This window comes from Embleya sp. NPDC050154, assembly GCF_044460165.1.
GTDB lineage: Bacteria > Actinomycetota > Actinomycetes > Streptomycetales > Streptomycetaceae > Embleya.
This window is the reverse complement of sequence record NZ_JBITJP010000018.1, coordinates 123,174-141,107: the sequence shown is the minus strand read 5'-3', so window position 1 is coordinate 141,107 and position 17,934 is coordinate 123,174. Positions and strand designations below refer to the sequence as shown.

The 17,934-nt window shown below is 73.7% G+C and carries 10 protein-coding genes; 2 read left to right on the top strand and 8 right to left on the bottom strand.

Features of this window, described 5'->3' with window-relative positions:
• Positions 1–140 precede the first annotated feature (140 nt).
• Positions 141–1,070 (top strand): 3-oxoacyl-ACP reductase, encoded by a 930-nt coding sequence (locus tag ACIBSV_RS32635; RefSeq protein ID WP_395869453.1) that lies wholly within the window; start codon positions 141–143, stop codon positions 1,068–1,070.
• Positions 1,071–1,250: 180 nt separating this feature from the next.
• Positions 1,251–2,399: a hypothetical protein gene (locus ACIBSV_RS32630; protein ID WP_395869451.1), complete on the top strand. Its 1,149-nt coding sequence runs from the start codon at positions 1,251–1,253 to the stop codon at positions 2,397–2,399.
• Positions 2,400–2,507: 108 nt separating this feature from the next.
• On the opposite strand, the gene ACIBSV_RS32625 is transcribed toward ACIBSV_RS32630, so the two are convergent.
• The 8 genes from ACIBSV_RS32625 to ACIBSV_RS32590 all read right to left on the bottom strand — a co-directional run bounded on the left by ACIBSV_RS32625 (position 2,508) and on the right by ACIBSV_RS32590 (position 17,804).
• Complete coding sequence (locus tag ACIBSV_RS32625) at positions 2,508–4,301, bottom strand: ATP-binding cassette domain-containing protein (protein WP_395869449.1); 1,794 nt, start codon at positions 4,299–4,301, stop codon at positions 2,508–2,510.
• A gap of 3,004 nt (positions 4,302–7,305) precedes the next feature.
• Positions 7,306–9,072, bottom strand: a complete 1,767-nt coding sequence (locus ACIBSV_RS32620) for an ABC transporter ATP-binding protein (protein WP_395869447.1) — start codon at positions 9,070–9,072, stop codon at positions 7,306–7,308.
• A gap of 459 nt (positions 9,073–9,531) precedes the next feature.
• Positions 9,532–9,669, bottom strand: a complete 138-nt coding sequence (locus ACIBSV_RS32615; RefSeq protein WP_020549100.1) for a VenA family class IV lanthipeptide — start codon at positions 9,667–9,669, stop codon at positions 9,532–9,534.
• A 79-nt stretch (positions 9,670–9,748) separates the two neighbouring features.
• Entirely contained in the window at positions 9,749–11,566 is a 1,818-nt protein-coding gene (locus tag ACIBSV_RS32610; protein WP_395869610.1) for an alpha/beta fold hydrolase, read from the bottom strand.
• Positions 11,567–11,571: 5 nt separating this feature from the next.
• A complete protein-coding gene (locus tag ACIBSV_RS32605; RefSeq protein WP_395869445.1) occupies positions 11,572–14,679 on the bottom strand; it encodes a lanthionine synthetase LanC family protein in 3,108 nt (1,035 codons plus the stop codon).
• 340 nt (positions 14,680–15,019) lie between these two features.
• Entirely contained in the window at positions 15,020–15,691 is a 672-nt protein-coding gene (locus ACIBSV_RS32600) for a response regulator (protein ID WP_395869443.1), read from the bottom strand.
• Positions 15,688–16,950 (bottom strand): sensor histidine kinase, encoded by a 1,263-nt coding sequence (locus ACIBSV_RS32595; RefSeq protein WP_395869441.1) that lies wholly within the window; start codon positions 16,948–16,950, stop codon positions 15,688–15,690. Before ACIBSV_RS32595 ends, ACIBSV_RS32600 begins: the two co-directional genes overlap by 4 nt.
• An 86-nt stretch (positions 16,951–17,036) precedes the next feature.
• Positions 17,037–17,804, bottom strand: a complete 768-nt coding sequence (locus ACIBSV_RS32590; RefSeq protein WP_395869608.1) for an SDR family NAD(P)-dependent oxidoreductase — start codon at positions 17,802–17,804, stop codon at positions 17,037–17,039.
• Positions 17,805–17,934: the final 130 nt, after the last annotated feature.

The following is a 17,934-nucleotide window of genomic DNA, read 5'->3' as shown; positions in this document are numbered from 1 at the left end:
CAGCACCAGAGCCCCAGCAAGCGGCGCCGTAATCCGCAGCCCGCCCACCCGAGACAACGGGTGGGCGGGTGGGCACGACAACGCCCACGCCAACCAAGACGCGACCGCAGCAAAGCCACCGACCCCACGGGAGTTACCGCATGACCACGTCGCTGGATGGCAAGGTCGCCGTAGTCACCGGCGCCGGCCGGGGCCTCGGCCGCGCCGAAGCCCTCGAACTCGCGAAGCAGGGCGCGGCCGTCGTGATCAACGACTTCGCCCCCGAAGGCAGCCCCAACCCGGCCGACGACGTCGTCGCCGAGATCGTCGCGGCCGGTGGCAGGGCCGCCGCCCACCGCGGCGACGTCTCCGACTTCGACGCGGCGGGCAAGCTGATCCAGCTCGCGATCGACACCTTCGGCTCGATCGACATCGTGGTCAACAACGCGGGCATCCTGCGCGACCGGATGATCTTCTCGATGACGGAGCAGGAGTGGGACTCGGTCCTGGCGGTGCACGCCAAGGGCCACTTCAACACCACCCACCACGCCTCGAAGTACTGGCGGGAGAAGTCCAAGGCGAGCGGCGGCGCGGTGTACGCGCGGGTGATCAACACCGCGTCCGAGGCGTGGCTGGCCGGCTCCGCCGGGCAGCCCAACTACGCCGCGGCCAAGTCGGCGATCGTGGGCCTGACCATGTCCACCGCGAACGCGCTGGTCAAGTACGGCGTGCGGGCCAACGTGATCTGCCCGCGGGCGCGCACCAGCATGACCACGCACGTGTTCGGCGAGAGCGCGAACAACATCGCCGAGGGCGAGATGGACCCGCTGGCGCCCGAGCACGTCGCGCCGCTGGTCGCCTACCTGGCCAGCCCGGCCGCCGAGCAGATCACCGGCCAGGCCTTCGTGGTGCACGGCGGCTTCGTCGCGGTGATCGAACGCCCCACGCTCCAGGCCAAGTTCGACTCGAAGCAGGCCACCTTCACGCCGGACGAGCTGGACCAGGTGCTCTCCGCGCACTACGCGGACAAGAAGCTGGGCGCCGGCTACACCGCCGACGACCTGCTCTTCCTCAAGCGCGACCCGCGCTGATTCCCGATCCGCGGGGCCGGGGGCGGCGGAATCGCCCCCGGCCCCGCTTTCGCCCGCACCGTTGACACGTGTCGTGACGCGGCCGCGCAGGGCTCCGCGCGGATCGCCGCGATCGGGCCGCGGCCGGCCGGCCGCCGGTCCGAGGGGCATCTCTCGTACCGCACCAAGAAGGGGCTCCCCGTGCTGACCTCCGCCGACGACTTCCCGATCCACCAGACGCCCGAGCCGGTGGCCACGCCCGCCACCTCGGACCGCAACGCGTACGACCGCTACTGGTTCAACGGCTACGACCGCGACGGCGCGTTCTACTTCGCGTTCTCGCACGGCCTGTACCCGAACCGGTTCGTCGCCGACGCGCACTTCACGATCAGCGTGGACGGCGTCCAGCACAGCCTGCACGCGTCCCGCCGGGCGCCGCTGGACCGGTTCGACCTCACCGTCGGCCCGGTCGGGATCGAGGTGCGCACGCCGCTGAAGGTGCTGCGGGTGTACGTCGAACCGAACGAGCACGGGCTGGGCTGCGACCTGACCTTCACCGCGCGCGCCGCCGCGATCGAGGAGGAGCGCACCACCACCCGCAACGGGCACCACGTGATCATGGACTCGACCCGGTTGACCCAGCTCGGCGTGTGGTCGGGGACGGTGACGCTGCCCGGCGGCCGGATCCTGGAGATCGACCCGGCGACCACACTGGGCACCCGGGACCGCTCGTGGGGAGTGCGGCCGGTGGGCGAGCGGGAGGGCGGCGCGCCCAAGCCGTTCAATCCGATCCTGTGGTTGTGGACGCCGATCCACTGGGCGGACGAGGTCAGCCTGTGGGCCTCCTTCGAGCGCGCGGACGGGCACATGTACCACGTGGACGGCAAGCGGGTCGCCGCGACACCGCTGGGCACGCTGCCCGACCCGGCGGATGTTCCGGTCCCCGAGGACCAGCCCGTGTTCGAGAAGCTGACGCCGCATCACCACGCACTCACCTGGGTCCCGGGCACCCGGCGCATCCAGGGCGGCGAGTTCCACATGACCGACGGCGCGGGCGAGCCGTTCGCCTACCGGATCGAGCCGATCGGCACCCGCGGGCTGCTCGCGGGCCTGGGCTACCTGCACTCCGAGTGGGGCCACGCGGTCTGGCAGGGCGAGCTCAAGGTCGGCTACGAGAGCTGGGAGCTGGACAAGGTCGACCCGCTGCAGTTCGACCGCCAGCACCAGCAGCAGGTGATCCGGGTGACCGAGCTGACCGGCGCGGGTCGGGTGGGTGTCGGGGTGGCCGAGCAGTTGTTCTTCGGCCCGCACGAGCCGTACGGCTTCACCGAGATCCTCGACGGCGCCTGAGTCGGCGGGCTGGACGCGCCCGAGAGGGCGCGTGGGACGGCGCCCGAGACGGTGCGTGGGACGGAGCCCGGGTTGGGACCGCCCGGCGGCGCGCGGGATCGGGTCGGGTCAGCGTCGGACCCGGCCCCGCGCGTTCTCCTCGGCGCGGACGGGCTTGCGCTCGAACCAGCCGACCGGGTCGGTCGGCCGCTGCTCCCACGCGCCCACCAGATCGCGGTACAGCGCCGATTCGGCGAGCAGTTCGTGATGGGTGCCCAGCGTCGGCCGGTTGCCGTCCATGAGCAGGATGCGGTCCGCGCGGCGGGCCGAGTCGATCCGGTGTGCGATCACCACCAGGGCGCCCGCGCGAGTCGCGAACGCCGCCTCGGCCAGCGCCTCGGTGGGCGGGTCCAGGTGGCACGTGGCCTCGTCGAGGATCACGAAGCGGGCGGGGGACAGGTACGTCCGGGCCAGCGCGATCAGTTGGCGCTCGCCGGCGGACAACGCGCCCGGGTCGGCGATCCGCGCGTCGTAGCCGCCGAGCCGGGCGATCAGTTCGGCCGCGCCGACCAGGCGCACCGCGCGGTCCAGATCGGCGCGCGCGACGTCCGGGTCGAGGTAGCTCAGGTTCTCGTGCACGGATCCGGCGAAGACGTACGCCTCCTGCGGGACCACCGCGATCGTGGCGCGCAGCGCGGGCTCCGGCCAGTTCGGGAGCCGGGTGTCGGCCAGGGCGACGCTGCCCTGATCCGGCGCCAGCAGGCCGGCCAGCAGGGCGGCGAGGGTGGACTTGCCGATGCCGCTCGGTCCGACCACCGCGAGATGCGAACCGGCGGAGACGGTCATCGTCAGGTCACGGACGACCGGTTCGGCGAACGGGCCGTAGCCGAAGGTGACCCGGTCCAGGACGAGACCACCGGAGCCGGATGGGGCGGGCGCGGGGCGGGCGGCGGGCATCGGCGCGGGCTCGGTCGTCTGGGCCAGGCGGCCGGCGACCACGAGCAGTTCCAGGAACCAGCCGCCCACGGTCGCCGTCGCGGCTCGCACGGCGGGCTCCAGGTGCTGGGCCAGGTACAACGCGGCACCCGCCACCTCGCCGGTGCTCAGGGTGCCGTCGCGGACCAGCCAGGGTGCCGCGATCAGCACGGCGAGCAGCGGGAGTTGGCCGCCCAGGGCGACCACGAGCAGCCGTAGCGAGGAGGCGCGGGCGAGCAGCTTGGCGGCGCGTGCGCGGGCGTCTGCTTCGGCGCCCAGTTCGGCCACGACGCGCTCCTGTGCGCCGCACGCGACCACGTCCCGCAGACCGGCGACGGTGCGGCCGGTGTGGGCGGCGATCTCCTCGTCGGCGAGTACGAGGGCGCGCCGGCGCCGGGCCAGCGGCGGCAGCAGGCGTACGAACAACCACACGGCCAGACCGAGGGGGATCAACACGAGCGGAAGCAGGATCGGCGCGAGGACGGCGAGGCCGAGCAGCGCGGCCACGATCGTGACGCCGAGCTGGCGCAGCGTACGCAGGAGCGACGCGGTCAGGTTGCGGCAGCTCTCTACCTGCTCGGTCAGCCGAGCCACCGCCGCGTCCGCGCGCATCCCCGCGCCGGGACTCCCGGACGTCGCGTCCAGCACGGCGTCGGACACCACCCGGCGCACCAGGGTGTCCCGGATCGGCTCCACCACGGCCGCCAGGTGCGGGAACATCGCGTACGTGGCGGCAGCCCGAATCAGCATCGCCAACGCGAGCACGCCGAGCAGCACGAACCCGACACCGAGCCGCCCGGCCAGGAACCCGCGATCGAGCGCGGCGGCGAGCAACGCCCCCGACAACAGCGCGGGAATCCCCTCCGCCACCGACCACCCGAGCACCCGCCCCAAAGCCGCCCGCCGTGCCCGCAACAACCCCACCAACAACGCCTGCCCGGCCCGCAACCCACCACCGTAGGGGCCGGCACTGTGCCGCCGACGGGGTCGGGGGGCGCGGGGGGTCTGGCGGGAGTTGTGGGGCTGGTGCGGGGAGGTGTCGGATTCGGGCGGGGAGGTGTCCGGCGCGTCCGGGAAGGTGCCGGATGCGGGCGCGCAGTCGTCCGGCCCGTCCGGGGAGATATCCGATCCGGGTGTGGAACTACCGGGTCCATGACCGGAACTGCCGAGTCCGGGCAGGGAAACGTCGCTTGACTGTGCGGAGTTCTCGGGCGGTTGCGGAGAGCTGTCGGATCCTCGAGGGGAGTCGCCAAGCCCAGGCGAGGAGTCGCCGGGGGAGCCTCCCGCGTCGTCCGTAGCACCATCACCATCGCGGACGCCCACCGCTCGTCCCCGTCCCCACCACGAGCGGGCCGCACGCACGCCGGAGCCGGCTCCGCCCTGACGCCCACCATCGCCCCGCCGCCGATGCCGAGCGGGCCCACCCCGGCCGACACGACCGTCGCCCGACGGACCGTCAACCGGACCCGGCGGCGAGGGCACGTCGTGTCGGGGCGGCTCGATCGAGGGCGGGGTGTGCGCGGGAGCGCCTGGGCTGTCGCTGGGTGGAGTACGGTCCGGGGTCCCCGCGGCCGAAGGCACATCGCATCGAGTCCGCTCGATCGCGGCTCCGCCGCCGGGTGGGGTGTCCACATGGGTCGGGATCGCGGCGCCCGGGGCTATGTCGCGTCGGGACGGTTCGATCACGGGCGGGGTGTGTAGGGCAGCGCCCGGCTCGTCACTCGGCAGATCCCGCGCCGGGATCCGCACGGCCGAAGGCACATCGCATCGAGACGACTCGATCCCGGGCCCACCGGTCGGCGGGGAGTCCAAGGCGGCGCCAGGGTTGCCGCCGGGCGGAGCCTGCGTCGGGTTCCCTACCGCCGAGGGCGCATCGCGTCGAGACATCTCGGCCGAGGGCCCGGCGGTCGGCGGGGCGTCCACGGCGGCCCGGTGACTCGACCGTTCGGCCCTCCGAGTCCGCCATCGGCGCCCGCGAGCGACGGGTTCGGTCGTCACAGCCGCGTCCGCGTCCGCGTCCGCCCGCACCGAGTCATCCCCGAATTCCGCTCCGCCTCCCACCCACAACACCCGCCGCCCGCCCCGACCAGGAGTTTTGCCCGCGCCTGCGTGCTCCTCCGGTGCAGGTGCGGAGAGTCCTCCCGGCTCCGAGCCGCCGCCCGCCCACAACAGCCGCCGCCGTCGCCCACCCCGGCCGGTGGTCTCGGCCGCGTCCTCCCCTGGCCCGGCCGGGAGCCCTTCCGCTTCCGCACCTGCCCACGAGATACGTCGTCGGCTACTACGGCTGAGGGCCTGAGCCGCGTCCGAGTCGTCCTCCGGCGCGGTCGCGGAGAACCCCTGCGATTCCGGGCCCGTGCCAGCCCACGGCACCCGTCGTCGCCTACTCCGGCCGAGGGCCCCGGCCACGTCTGCGCGCTCCTGCGGCGACGGCGTGGAAAGTGCTTCCGACTGCGGGTGGACGCCCGCCCGGGGCACCCGCCGCTGTCGTCCACTGCGGCCGGGGGCCTGAGCCGAGTCCGCGTCCTCCTCCGGCGCCGGCGCGGGGAGTCCCTCCGGCTCCGGGTCCGCGCCTACCCGGGGCACGCGCCGTTGCCCACGCCAGCCGGGGACTTCGACCCCGTCCCCGTTGTCCTGGATTGTGAATGCCGGGAGTTCGTGCGATTCCGGGTCCGCGCTTGCCCGTGGCACACGTCGTCGCCTACTCCGGCCGGGGGTCTCGGCCGCGTCCGCGTGCTCTTCCGGTGCGGGCGCGGGGAGTTCTTGCGATTCCAGGTGGGCGCCTGCTCGGGTCATGCGCCGCCGCCGTCCACTTCGGCCGGAGGACTGGGCCCCGTTCGCGTTGTCCCGCGTCGTGGGTGCCGGGAGTTCTTGCGCTTCCGGGTCCGCGTGCTCTTCCGGTGCGGGCGCGGGGAGTTCTTGAGCTTCCGAGTGGGCGCCTACCCGGGACACCCGCCGCCGCCCTCGTTCACTTCGGCCGGAGGGCCGGCCCGCGTCCGGGTGCTCCTCTGGTGCAGGTGCGGGGAGTTCTTGCCATTCCGGGGATCCGCTTGCCCACGACGCCCGTCGCCGAGCGCTCCGCCCCCGTGCGGTTCGGGAGCGCCACCGCCGAACACGTGGGCCGGGGGCCTCGGCCGCCGGGGCATCGCCGGGGTCCGGGCCGGTGGTGTGCGAGGCACGGGAGGGGTCCGTGTCCCACCCCGGTTCCCTACGCGAGCCTTTCCCCACCGAGCCGCGAGCAGCACGGGATACCTCCTCGGGCTCCTCCGGGGCCGGCGGTTCGGCGCGACGTCGACTCGGGTCCCATACCGGAACCACCACGCGCCGGCGTCGCCCGGTGGGTCGGGCCGGGGCGGGGTTCGGCTCCGTGGTTCGGTCGTCGTGTGGCCCGTCGTCGGTCATCCGGCTTCCCCCTTCGGCCTCGGCCCCGGCAGGAACGCCGGGCTCGGTGCTGTCCTCGGCGGTGATCGGCGCCCGTTGCCCATTCCGCGGCAGCGCCGAGCGGGCCGCGTGCACGGTCACCGCCGAACACCAAGCCCACTCGCCGGCCCGGCCCGCCATCGCCGCGCGCTGCGCTTGCTCACCCGGGGCGTCCTGCCGGCCGTCGCCGTCCACCGCCGCGTGCCCTGCCCGTTCACTCGGGCCGTCCGGCAGAGCGCCGCCGCCCGCCATCGGCGCCCCGCCGCCCTCCGCCGTCGCGCACGTCGTCCGCCCGTCGGGATCTCCCCGCCCGAGGCTCTCCTCGGCCTCCACGTGTCCCGGCCGTTCGTTCGGCCGGTTCCGTGTGTGGGCGGCCTCCGGTGGTTCGTGCGTCGTTTGCTTGTTCGGGTGGTCCCACGTGTTGCCGGCTCCCTGCGGCGGGGGGCCGTGTCGCTCGTTCCGGGGCTCGGGTGGGGTGGGGTGGTGGCGGTTCGGCGGAGGTTCGTTGGTGTCGTCGGTCATGTGACCCCGTGCCTCATCGGGTCGTGTTCGGGTCGGGGGTGCGGGTAGTGAAGATCGCGCGGTAGGTGGGGTCGCTCCAGAGTTCGGCGTGGGTGCCGATCGCCTTGATGCGGCCCGCGGCCAGCCAGGCCACGAAGTCCGCGCCGGCCGCCGCGGTCGCGCGGTGGGCGACGACCAGTCGGGTGCGGCCCGCGAGCCCGGCGCGGAACGCCTCGTGGATGTGGTGTTCGGTGACCGTGTCCAGGCCGCTGGTCGCGTCGTCCAACACCAGCACCCGCGCGTCCTGTACCAATGCCCGTGCCAGACCCAGCCGCTGCACCTCACCGCCGGACAGCGCGAGCCCCTGGGTCCGGGTCGCGTAGCCGGCCGGCAACCGACGGACGAAGTCGTCCGCGAACGCCATCCGGGCCGCCTCCGTCACCGTCTCCGCATCCGCCCCGGGCCGCCCGTACGCGAGCGCCCCCGCCAGATCCGCGCCCACCAGGACCGGCCGCGGAAACGCGTACGCGATCGCGCGCCGCAACTCGCCGCGTGCCAACCGGGTTACCGGCATCCCGTCCAGGAGCACCTCACCCTCGTCCGGCTCGCGCAACCGCCCCGCCAGCGCGGCCAGCGTGGACTTTCCCGAACCGGACGCCCCGACCAGGGCCACACACGCGCCCGCCGGCACCGTCAAGTCGATCCCGTCCAGCACCACCCGCTCCGCGTCCCGACCCGGTTCCGATACCCGCACGCTCACCCGCCGGAAGGTCAACTCGCCCCGTCCCGGCGGCAGTGTGCGTGCCGTCCCGTAGCCGGCGGGTTCGACCGCGAGCAACTCCGCCGCCCGAGTACGCCCGGCCCGCGCGTGGGCGACCCCGACGAGTGCCTCGACCTGCTCCAGGAAGCCCAGTCCCAGCGCCGCGTACCCGGCCGCCGCGACCAGTTGGCCGGGCGGGATCCGCCCCTCCACGAGCAGCCACCCGGCGATCGACAACACGGTCAACTCGACCATCGGCGCGAGCAGCAACACCTGGGCGACCGCGTTGCGTTGGGCCCGCCACAAGCCGTGGCCCGCCGCCGACAACTCGGGCAGCGGGGCGAGGATCCGGGTGATCTCGCGATCCCGCGTGCCGCAGGCCCGGATCGTCCGGGCCCCCGCGAGTGCGTCGGTCAGCCGGGCGGCCAGGCCGCTCTGCACCACCTGGTAATCGGTGAACAGACCGGTCGCGCGGGTCATGAACAGCCGTACGACGAGCAGCCCGGGCAGCAGCCCGCCGAGAAAGCCGACCGCCAGCCACGGATCGATCAGCGCCAGCGCGACGATGCCGCCGAGCGAGGTGACCAGCGCGCCCAGCGTGCCGAGCAGCGAGGGGACCAGGCCGGCCGCGTCGGGCGCCGCGCCGACCAGCCGGGAGGTGACATCCCCGGCGGCAAAAGGATTCCGCGCGCCGGTGCCCAGATCGGTGACCTGTACCGCCAGTCGCCGGCGCAACCGCGCGGTCAGGTCGGCGGCCAGTCCGGGACCGGCCACCTCGGCCAGCACTCCCGCGAGCAACCCCAGCGCCAGTACGGCCACCAGCCGCACGGTCGGTCCCGTCGCGGAGTCGCCGCGCACCACCGCGTCCACGGAGCCGGCGACGGCCGCGGGCAGCAACAACGCGGCGATCGACCCGGCCGGGACGGCGAAGGCGAGCGTGAGGGTCGCCCCGGGCGCGGTGCGCAGCGCGGCACGGAACCCGGTGCCGGTGCGGTCCACCCGCTTCGGGGCGGTCTGCGTGGCTATCGGCACATCGGCCACAGCGTGACTCCTCGGGTGCGCGGACCGTGGAACGGGCGGCGCCCGAACGGCACCGTCGCGACGAAGAAGGACGACGAAAACGGAGAAGGAAGTCGAAGACGGAGAGGCGAAGACCGGGAGACGGAGAAGGATGTCGAAGACGAGGAGACGAGAAGCACAACCAGGACGGAGCAGCAAGACCACGCCGAAAAGCAGGACCAAGACGAAGAAGCGAAGACCAAGAAGGAGGCACGAGCGGCGTGCCGCCGGCCCGGAACCGGCCGCGATTGCCATGCTGAGGATCGGCCCGAGACCGGGAGCTCCTGATTCCGGCAGGAACTCCCGGTCCCGGGTTCGTACTTACCGGATCGACCACCGGCTGTTCGACCCCGGCTCACCGCTGCGAACAACGGTTCACCGCACGGATGCCGGTCCGTCGACGCGCACACCGCCCAACCGGCCGGCGACGCGATCCCGGAATTAGCTGATCGTGAAGATCAGGCAGGTGACGAGCAGGCAGGTGAACTGACACCCGTTGCCGCCGTGGCCGCCCAGCTCGACCGACTCGGTCTCGGGGAGCTGCTGCAGGGCCGCGAGGTCGGTCTCGATGTGCTCCATGGTGATTCTCCTTCGGGACGGTGCCGCCGTCGCGAGCGGTCGCCCGCGACGGGTGGTGCGGGGCGATTCCCCCCTGTCGTCACACCCGGCCGGTTTGCAGGAAACCGGTCAGGCGGGCGTGGAGATCGGGTGCCCCATCCCCGGTCAGGACGTCGTGGCCCAGACCGGGAAGCTCCAGGTAGCGAAATTCGGTGCCCTCGACCCGGCCGCGGCCGAGCAGGGTGTGGCGCAGGGTCCGGGACTGGCCGACCGGGATGGTGTCGTCCCGGTCGCCGTGCACGAACAGCAGCGGTACGGCGATGCGATCGCACACCGCGACCACGTCGCGCGGACCCTGTTCGTCGGCGTACTCGGTGTCGCCACCGAGTCGGGTCATCAGCGCCCGGATCGGCACCGAGGCCTCGGCGATCAACCGCGGTCCGGACAGGAACGGTGCCACCGCCAGGCACCTCGACCACACGTTCGGCGCGAACGAGGCGGCCAACAGCGCGAGATAGGCCCCGTAGCTGACCCCGAACAGGGCTGGCGGGGCGAGTCCGAAGGCGGCCCGCTCGGCGCCGATCGTGCGGCCGATCGCGGTCACGTCGGCGAGGTCCGGGCCGCCCCACGCGCCGTGCAACTCGCCGGCGAACCGCGCGCCGTACCCGGTGCTGCCGCGCTGATTCGGCGCCACCACCGCGATGCCCGCCGCCGCGAGCCGTTGCAACAGCGGGTCGAACTCGAACCGCCACGCCGCCGCCGGCCCGCCGTGCAGGGCGAGCAGCACGTGTTCGGCCGCGCGCCAGTCCGGACCGCCGTACACGATCGACTCGACCGGCCCCGTGCCGCCGACCAGCAACTCCAGGTGGGCCGGTCGCCAGGCGGGCCGGGCCGCGTCGTCGAACCCGATGAACGGGCCCGGTTCGCCGTCCTGGCGCCACGTGTCGGGTCGGTCCGGATCCAGCCTGGCCAGGCAACTGGGCCGATCCGGCGCGGAGTACGGGATCCGCAGCCCCTGTTCGGTCCACCGGCCGACCGCACCCAGACAACCGTCCGGCGTGGCGACCTCCACCAGCGTGCCGTCCTCGGGGGTCCACACCGCCAGCCGCGAGATCGCGCCCCGATCGAGTTGGAGCGCCACCCGGCGGCCGTCCGGCGCGATCGCGATCGGCCGCACCGCCGCGTCGGGCAGGTGTACCAGCTCCGGGAAGCGCACCTGTCCCGGCGCCTGCGCGCGGTCGGCCGGCAACCGGATCCAGCCCAGCCGGTCGCCCCCCGGCGCGTCGCTCGCGATGACCAGCAGGCCGCCGACCGGATCGGCCAGCAACAGCCGGTCGTTGCTGGCCTCGGTCAGCTCCAGGAAGGGCCGCACCGCGGCGGTCTCGAAGTCGAGGACGACGGTCTTGACCCGGCCGTCCCGCACCTGGTCCAGAGCCAATCGCCGGCCGTCCGGGTCGAGTCGGACCCCACCGCCGTACAGGCCGGACAACTCGGCCACGGGGTCCAACCGGCCGTCCTCGCGGACCAGCCACACCGTGGTCGACGGCGTCGTGTCGGCCCCGAGCGCGAGCGCGAGCGCGTCCGGACCCGGCGACGGCAGCAGCCGCAGACCGGGCAGCCGAACCGTGCCCAAGTGCCGTTCGCTGCCCGCTTCGTCGGCCTCCAGCAGGACCAACTCGTGCCGGCCGGGCTGGTGTCGACAGATCAGCACCCGGCCGTCCGGCAACGCGAGCAACTGGCTGTGCAGCCGCTCGGGCGCCCCGGTGCCCACCGGCAGCGCGCCACTGGCTCGGCCGGGCCGCAACGACCAGGACTCGACCCGCCAGGTGCCGTCGCCCGGTGTGGCCAGACACGCCGCGTGCCCGCCGTCGGCCGCGAACGACCAACTGATCCGACGCAGCGGTCGCGTCGTCACCATGGTGTTCACGCGTCCTCACCGTGCAACCAGAGCCGACCGCCGCCGTGGCCGAGCCGCAGCAGGAAGCCGAGGACGCCCGCGGTGCCGGTGCCGTACGAGGCGGAGACGCCGATCGCCGTCTCGTCGGCGGGCACCCGCAGGCCCTCGATCAGCGCGGTCCGGGCCCGGAGCTGGTCGGCCAGGTCGGCGGCGCGCGTGCGATGGCTCTCGTCGTCGAGCAGTTCGGCCAAGTCGAGTAAGAACTCGCCGTTGCCCGCGAGGCCGTGGCACGCGGCGGTGCCCGAGTGCCAGCGGGCCCGATGGACCGCCGCGCCCGCCCGCTCGGCCAGGTCGCGGTGCTGCGGATCGCCGTCCGCGCGCCACAGCCGGACCAGGAAGGTACCGACGCCGGCCGAACCGCTGCACCAGTGCGCCAGGCGTACGCCCGCCGGATCGCCGGGGCCCTGCGGCCACCACGCGGTGTCGCCGTCGGCGCGCACGGTCCGGGTCAGGGTGCGGGCCGCGGCCCGGGCGCCGTCGAGGCAGCTCTCGCGGCCGGTGGCCAGGGCGGCTTCCAGCAGAAACGTGCCGACGCCGGCGACGCCGTGCGCGAAGCCGAGGTGCGCCGCGCCGGCCAGGCGCGAGTCGAAGTCCTTCGGGACCGGCCACAGGGTCAGGTCGCCGGCCTGCCGGGCCGCGCCGAGCAGCGCGTCGGCGCACGCGACGACGCGCTGCCGGAACCGCTCGTCGCCGGTCGCCTGCCACATCCGGACCTGGAGCAGACCGGCCCCGGCGGCCCCGTGGCACACATCCGGATTGGGCCACGTGATCGGTACCCGCAGGGCCTCGTCGACGGCCGCGGCGGCGAGCTTCTCGTCGCCGAGCAGGGCCGCCGCGTCCCGCAGGGCCCACGCGGTGCCGGAACGCCCGAAGTGCAGGCCGGGCAGGACCACCGGTTCGGCCGCCGCCCGATCGCGCAGCCACGCCGCGCCGTCCTCGACCGCGCGGTGCAGCGCGTAGCGCAGTCGGGGTTCGAGCGTGGTGGTGTGCGCGGCCCGGGCCAGTACACCCAGCACACCGGCGGCGCCGTACTGCACGCTGCACGGATCCATCGCCGCAGCGCCGGCCGTCATCGGCCACAGCCGATCCACCCGCCCCGGCGTCATCGTCGCGATCAGGTGGGCGAGCCCGTCCAGGAGCAGCGGATCGTCCTCCGGCGGCTGCGGATGCGGCGGGACCTTGTCGCCCTCGGTGTCCGGATGCGGCCGAGGTCCGTCCGGCGCGTCCTGGCGCCCGGCCACACCGACCTCGGCACCGGCACTCGCGCCCGCGAAGCCCCGACCGCCGTCCCTGCCACTCCCGCCTTTCGGCCCGGCGGCAGCGCCGTCACCGCCGTCCAGCCCGGCCACGGCGCCGTCATCACCGTCCCGGCCGACAGCGACGCGCTCCCCGGCGTCCACGCGCTCCCCGCCGCCCCGACCCTCGCCCGCACCGTCGTCACCGTCGTCACCGTCGTCACCGGAGACACCCACTCCCGAACTCGGGCCCGAGCCGGAGCCCGCCCCGACCCCGCCATCCACCCCCGCGACGTACGCGCCCAACCGCTGCACCGTCCATCGCGCCGTCGGCTCCTCGTGCCACAGACCGCGGATCGCCGGCGCCAGCCGCCGTGCCGTGTCGCCCTGCCGTGCCGCCAACTCCAGCCACGCGCCCAGGCGTTCCACCGTGCTGCGGTTCGCCCCCACATCCTCGGGCAGGGCCGGGTCGGCGCCGGTGGCCAACAGGAAGAACAGGCCGCCCAGGCTGTACAGATCGGCGGCGGGGTGCACGGGATGCCCACCGTCCGCGGTGGGACGCTGCTCCGGCGCCCGATAGCCGGGAGTACCCGCCGCACCCGCCCAGGAGCCGATCTCGGCGGCCAACTCCAGGTCCACCAGACGCACCGCGTGGTCCGGCCCGACCAGGACGTTCGTCGGCGACAGGTCGCGGATCACCAGGCCCTCGTCGTGCACCGTCCGGACCAGTCGGATCAGTTCCTCGACGATGCCCCGGGCCCGCGCCCAGGGCACGTCCGGGTCCTGCGCGTGTCGGCCGACCCAGGTGCGCAGCGGCTCGCCCGGAACCCGCTCCTGGGCCAGGAAGATCGTCTCGGCCTCCTCCACGAGCGCGACGTGCCGAGGGGTGAGGCCGGTGTGCGCGAGCCGCCGCATGAGCATCGCCTCGTGCCGCAGCGCGGCGCACGCGTCCCGCCCGGAGCGGTCCACCTCGATGTGCGCGCGGGCCTGCTTGACCACGACGTCGGTGTCGTCGGTGGTGTCCCGGCCGACGAAGACGCCGCCCTTGGCCGAGTGCCGCAGCGCCGCGGTGACCGCGAAGCGGCCCGCGATCAGCACCCCCGGGGGCCGGGCCGGCGCGGGCGCGGCGGCGGGCGCCGAACGGGCCCGCCGCAGCAGCGGATCCGGCGCCCACGGCGGCGGGGTGAACCAGGCCTCCCGGGCGTCGTCCACGGCCAGCCCGTCGGGGTCGGTGAGCACCGCCCGGTAGCCGCCGTCGTTGCCGAGCACCGCACGTCGGCCGAACCCGCCGTAGCGGTAGTGCACGACGCTGCCCGGTCGACACGGCCGATCGGAGAGGATGCCCGGCCCGCTCAGCTCGCGCGTCACCTCGTCGAGCGCGTCCACCAACTCCATGAACTGCTCGTCGTCGTCGGGATAGACGGTGATGAACTTGCCCGCCGAAGCCCGGTCCGCCTCCCGCGAGTTGAGCATCCGCAGCCGCTCGGTGTCGCCGGCGAACTTGAACGCGACCCGGCGCGGCAGGAGCACGTCGCAGACTCGGCCGAGCACGTGCGGGGCGTCGCCGGTGCGCGCGCTGACGTGGATCTTCCAGCCCTGGGCGCGGGCCGCGTGGCCCGGCGGTCGTACGGTGCACCAGAAGTCGTCCGAGCGCACGTCCCACCCGGCGCCGGTCTCGGCGGGGTCGGGCCGACCGGCGGCCCGACCGTCGTGATCCTGTTCCCGGGCACCGACCGCAAAGCGGTCGAGCGCCGCACGGACGCGGTCGACCAGGTTCGTACCCGGCGCGCCGTGGCCGCCGGTGCGCTCCGCACGGTGCCCACGAGTCGTCGTCGCCATCCCTGGACTTCCCCCTCGACTGTGCCCTCGCGCCCCGGTCGGCGATGCGCGTCGCGCTCGTCGACCGGTGCCCGGAAACGGTTGTCGGACGACCGTTGTGACTCGGTCGCCGACATGGCCGCCCCGCCTCGGATCGCTCCCCCCGGCGGGACGGCATGACCGTACGCAGCGCGTTCGGGCCACCTCAACGAGTTGCGGCAGCCTTCACCCCTTTGAGTGAAGTGACCCGCATTGAGGGTTGGTTGGTCAGTTGATCTGCATATTTCCGAACAGTCGACATCGGCGCAGGTCAACGGGCTGGCATGGGGGCAACCATGCGGCTGGGAATGGGCTGATCGAGTTACTCGCCGATTCCGCGCTGTTGGGCCAGGATCGCGGCCTGGACCCGGCTGCGCAGGCCCAGTTTGGTGAGGATCCGGCTCACGTGCGTCTTGGCCGTGGCCTCGGCCATGTCCAGGTGTTCGGCGATCCGCTGGTTCGACATGCCCCGGCCCAGGCACGCGAGCACGTCGCCCTCGCGCGGCGTGAGCGACGCGAGCGCCTCGGCGCCCACCTCGGGCCCGTCCGCCGGTCCCGGGCGGGAGGGGCTCGCGAACGCGTGGATCAACCGGCGGGTGACCTCCGGTGCCACGAAGCCGTCACCGCGCGCGACCAACCGGACCGCCTCGACCAGGCGTTCGGCGTCCACCGTCTTGAGCAGGAAGCCCGCGGCGCCCGCGCGCAGCGCGCCGAACACGTATTCGTCCAGGTCGAACGTGGTCAGTACCAGGACGTCGAGCCCTTCCGCGGTCAGCTCGCGGGTGGCGCTGATCCCGTCCAGGCGGGGCATCCGCACGTCCATCAGCACCACGTCCGGGCGCAACGACCGGGCCAGTTCCACCGCGTTCTCGCCGTCGACGGCCTGGCCCACCACCTCGATGCCCGTTGCCGCGTCCAGGATCAGCACCAGTCCGGCCCGGACCGCCGCCTGATCCTCGGCGACCAGCACGCGCAAGGTGTCGATGTCGCTCACCCGGTCCCACCCTTCGGCCCCAGCGAGGCGTTGTCTCCGGCGCCGCGCACCACGTCGTCACCGCACGGGAGTTCGGCCCGTACGTACCATCTGCCGTCGCGCGGCCCCGCCTCGAACACGCCGCCGAGCAGCGAGACGCGCTCGGACATGCCCACCAGTCCCGCACGGGCGCCGGGTAGTCGGGTCACGTGCTCGGGATCGATCCCGTTGTCCCCGATGATCACCACGTCCTGGGCACGATAGGCGAACACCATGCGCAACCGCTGCGGTGTGGCGTGCTTGAGCGCGTTGGTCAGGGTCTCCTGGACCACCCGATAGGCGGCCAGGTCGACGGGCGTGGGCAACTCCCGCACCACGCCGGTGACCTCGATGTCGACGATCAGCCCGGCCCGGCGCACGTGTTCGACCAGCCGATCGGTCTCCGCCAGACGGGGTACGGACACCGGTTCCTCGGGGGTGTTCTCCGAGCGCAGCAGGCCGATCATCCGGCGCATCTCGGTGAGCCCTTGCAGGCTGCTCTCCCGGATCACCTCCAGCGTCTCGCGCAGCCGGGCCTCGTCCATGCTCCTGACCGACAGCGCGGCGGTGGACTGGACCGCCACCGCGCTCAGGTGGTTGGCGATCACGTCGTGCAATTCGCGCGCCATCCGGGCACGTTCGGCGACCACGGCGGCCTGGTGGTCGAGTTCGGCCAGCCGCGCGGTCTGGGTCGCGCGCAACCGTTCCACCTCGGCCTTCTCGCGGTGTTCGCGCACCGAGAAGCCGGTGAGCACGGGGGAGATGCCGACCAGTCCGATGTAGAAGATGGACAGGACGAAAAGCCGGAACTCGCGGGTCACCGCCCAGACCGTGCCCGCGCCCAGGATCAGCGCCACCACGTTGCCGTACAGCAGCCCGAACGCCAGTCGCGACGTGCCGTACAGGCACGCCGCGTACAGCACGTCGGACCACATGATCAGGCCGCCGATGGAGGGCCCGAGCGCGATGTCCACGCTCTCGCAGGCCAAGCCCAGGAACACCGCGAAGCGCGGCGACGTGCTGCGATGGCACTCGGCGACGGTCAACGGCAGCAGCGGCAGCAGTCGGAACCACCGGTTCGGGTCCCACGCGCCCCAGATCAGGTAGGAGTTGGTGACGAGCAGGACGAGGGCGCCCGCGAGGACCACGCCGCCGATCGCGCAGTCGCGGCGGATGGGCGGCGCGAGGCCGGGGAGATGGAAGGGCAGGGGGCGCTGCCACGCCGAGGTCGGATCGCTCACGCCCCCATCCCAACATCATTGGGGCGGACATGCCGACCGTCTGCGCCGAGCGGCGCGATGATCGTCCTGATTGATGCCGATTCCCACTACTTCGGCTGAAAGCGAATGCCGCCGTCGAGCCGGATCACCTCGGCGTTGAGGTAACTGTTGGTAAGCAACTCGTACGCGAGCGAGGCGAACTCGTCCGGGACGCCCATGCGCTTGGGGAACAGCACCTGCTGCCCGAGGGTGTCCTTGACCGCCTGCGGTGCGGCGGCGAACAGCGCGGTGTCCATCGTGCCGGGTGCGATCGTGTTGACCCGTACGCCGATCGCGGACAGGTCGCGCGCGACGGGCAGTGTCATGCCGGCCACGCCGGCCTTGGACGCGCCGTACGCGGCCTGGCCGATCTGCCCGTCGAAGGCGGCCACCGACGCGGTGCACACGATCGCGCCGCGCTCGCCGTCCGCCTGCGGCGAGGCGCTCGCCATCGCGGCGGCGGCGAGCCGGACCGCGTTGAAGGTGCCGATCAGGTTGAGCCGGACGATGAACTCGAAGGCGGCGAGCGGGTGCGGCGTGCCGTCCCGGGCCACCGTGCGGGCGCCCATCCCGGTGCCGGCGCAGGAGACCAGCGCGCGCAGCGGCGCGACGGCGACCGCCGCGTCCACCGCGGCCTGCATCTGCTCCTCGTTCGTGACGTCGGTCGCGACGAAGACGGCGCCGGCGCCGATTTCGGCGGCGACCGCCTTGCCCCGCTCCTCGTTCTTGTCCGCGATCACCACCGAGGTGCCGCCGGCCGCGAGTCGGCGGGCGGTCGCCTCGCCGAGCCCGGAGGCCCCGCCGGTGACGATCGCGGACGCGCCTGTGAGGTCCAGCATGAGCGTTCTCCCCTCGCCTGTTCTTGACCGAAGCAAGCTATTGCATGGAAAGGGGAGGCGGCCAGCGGATCTGACGGTGAGTCAGTTCCGGGTGGGCGCGGCGGGCCTGCATGATCGCGTGCGGTGC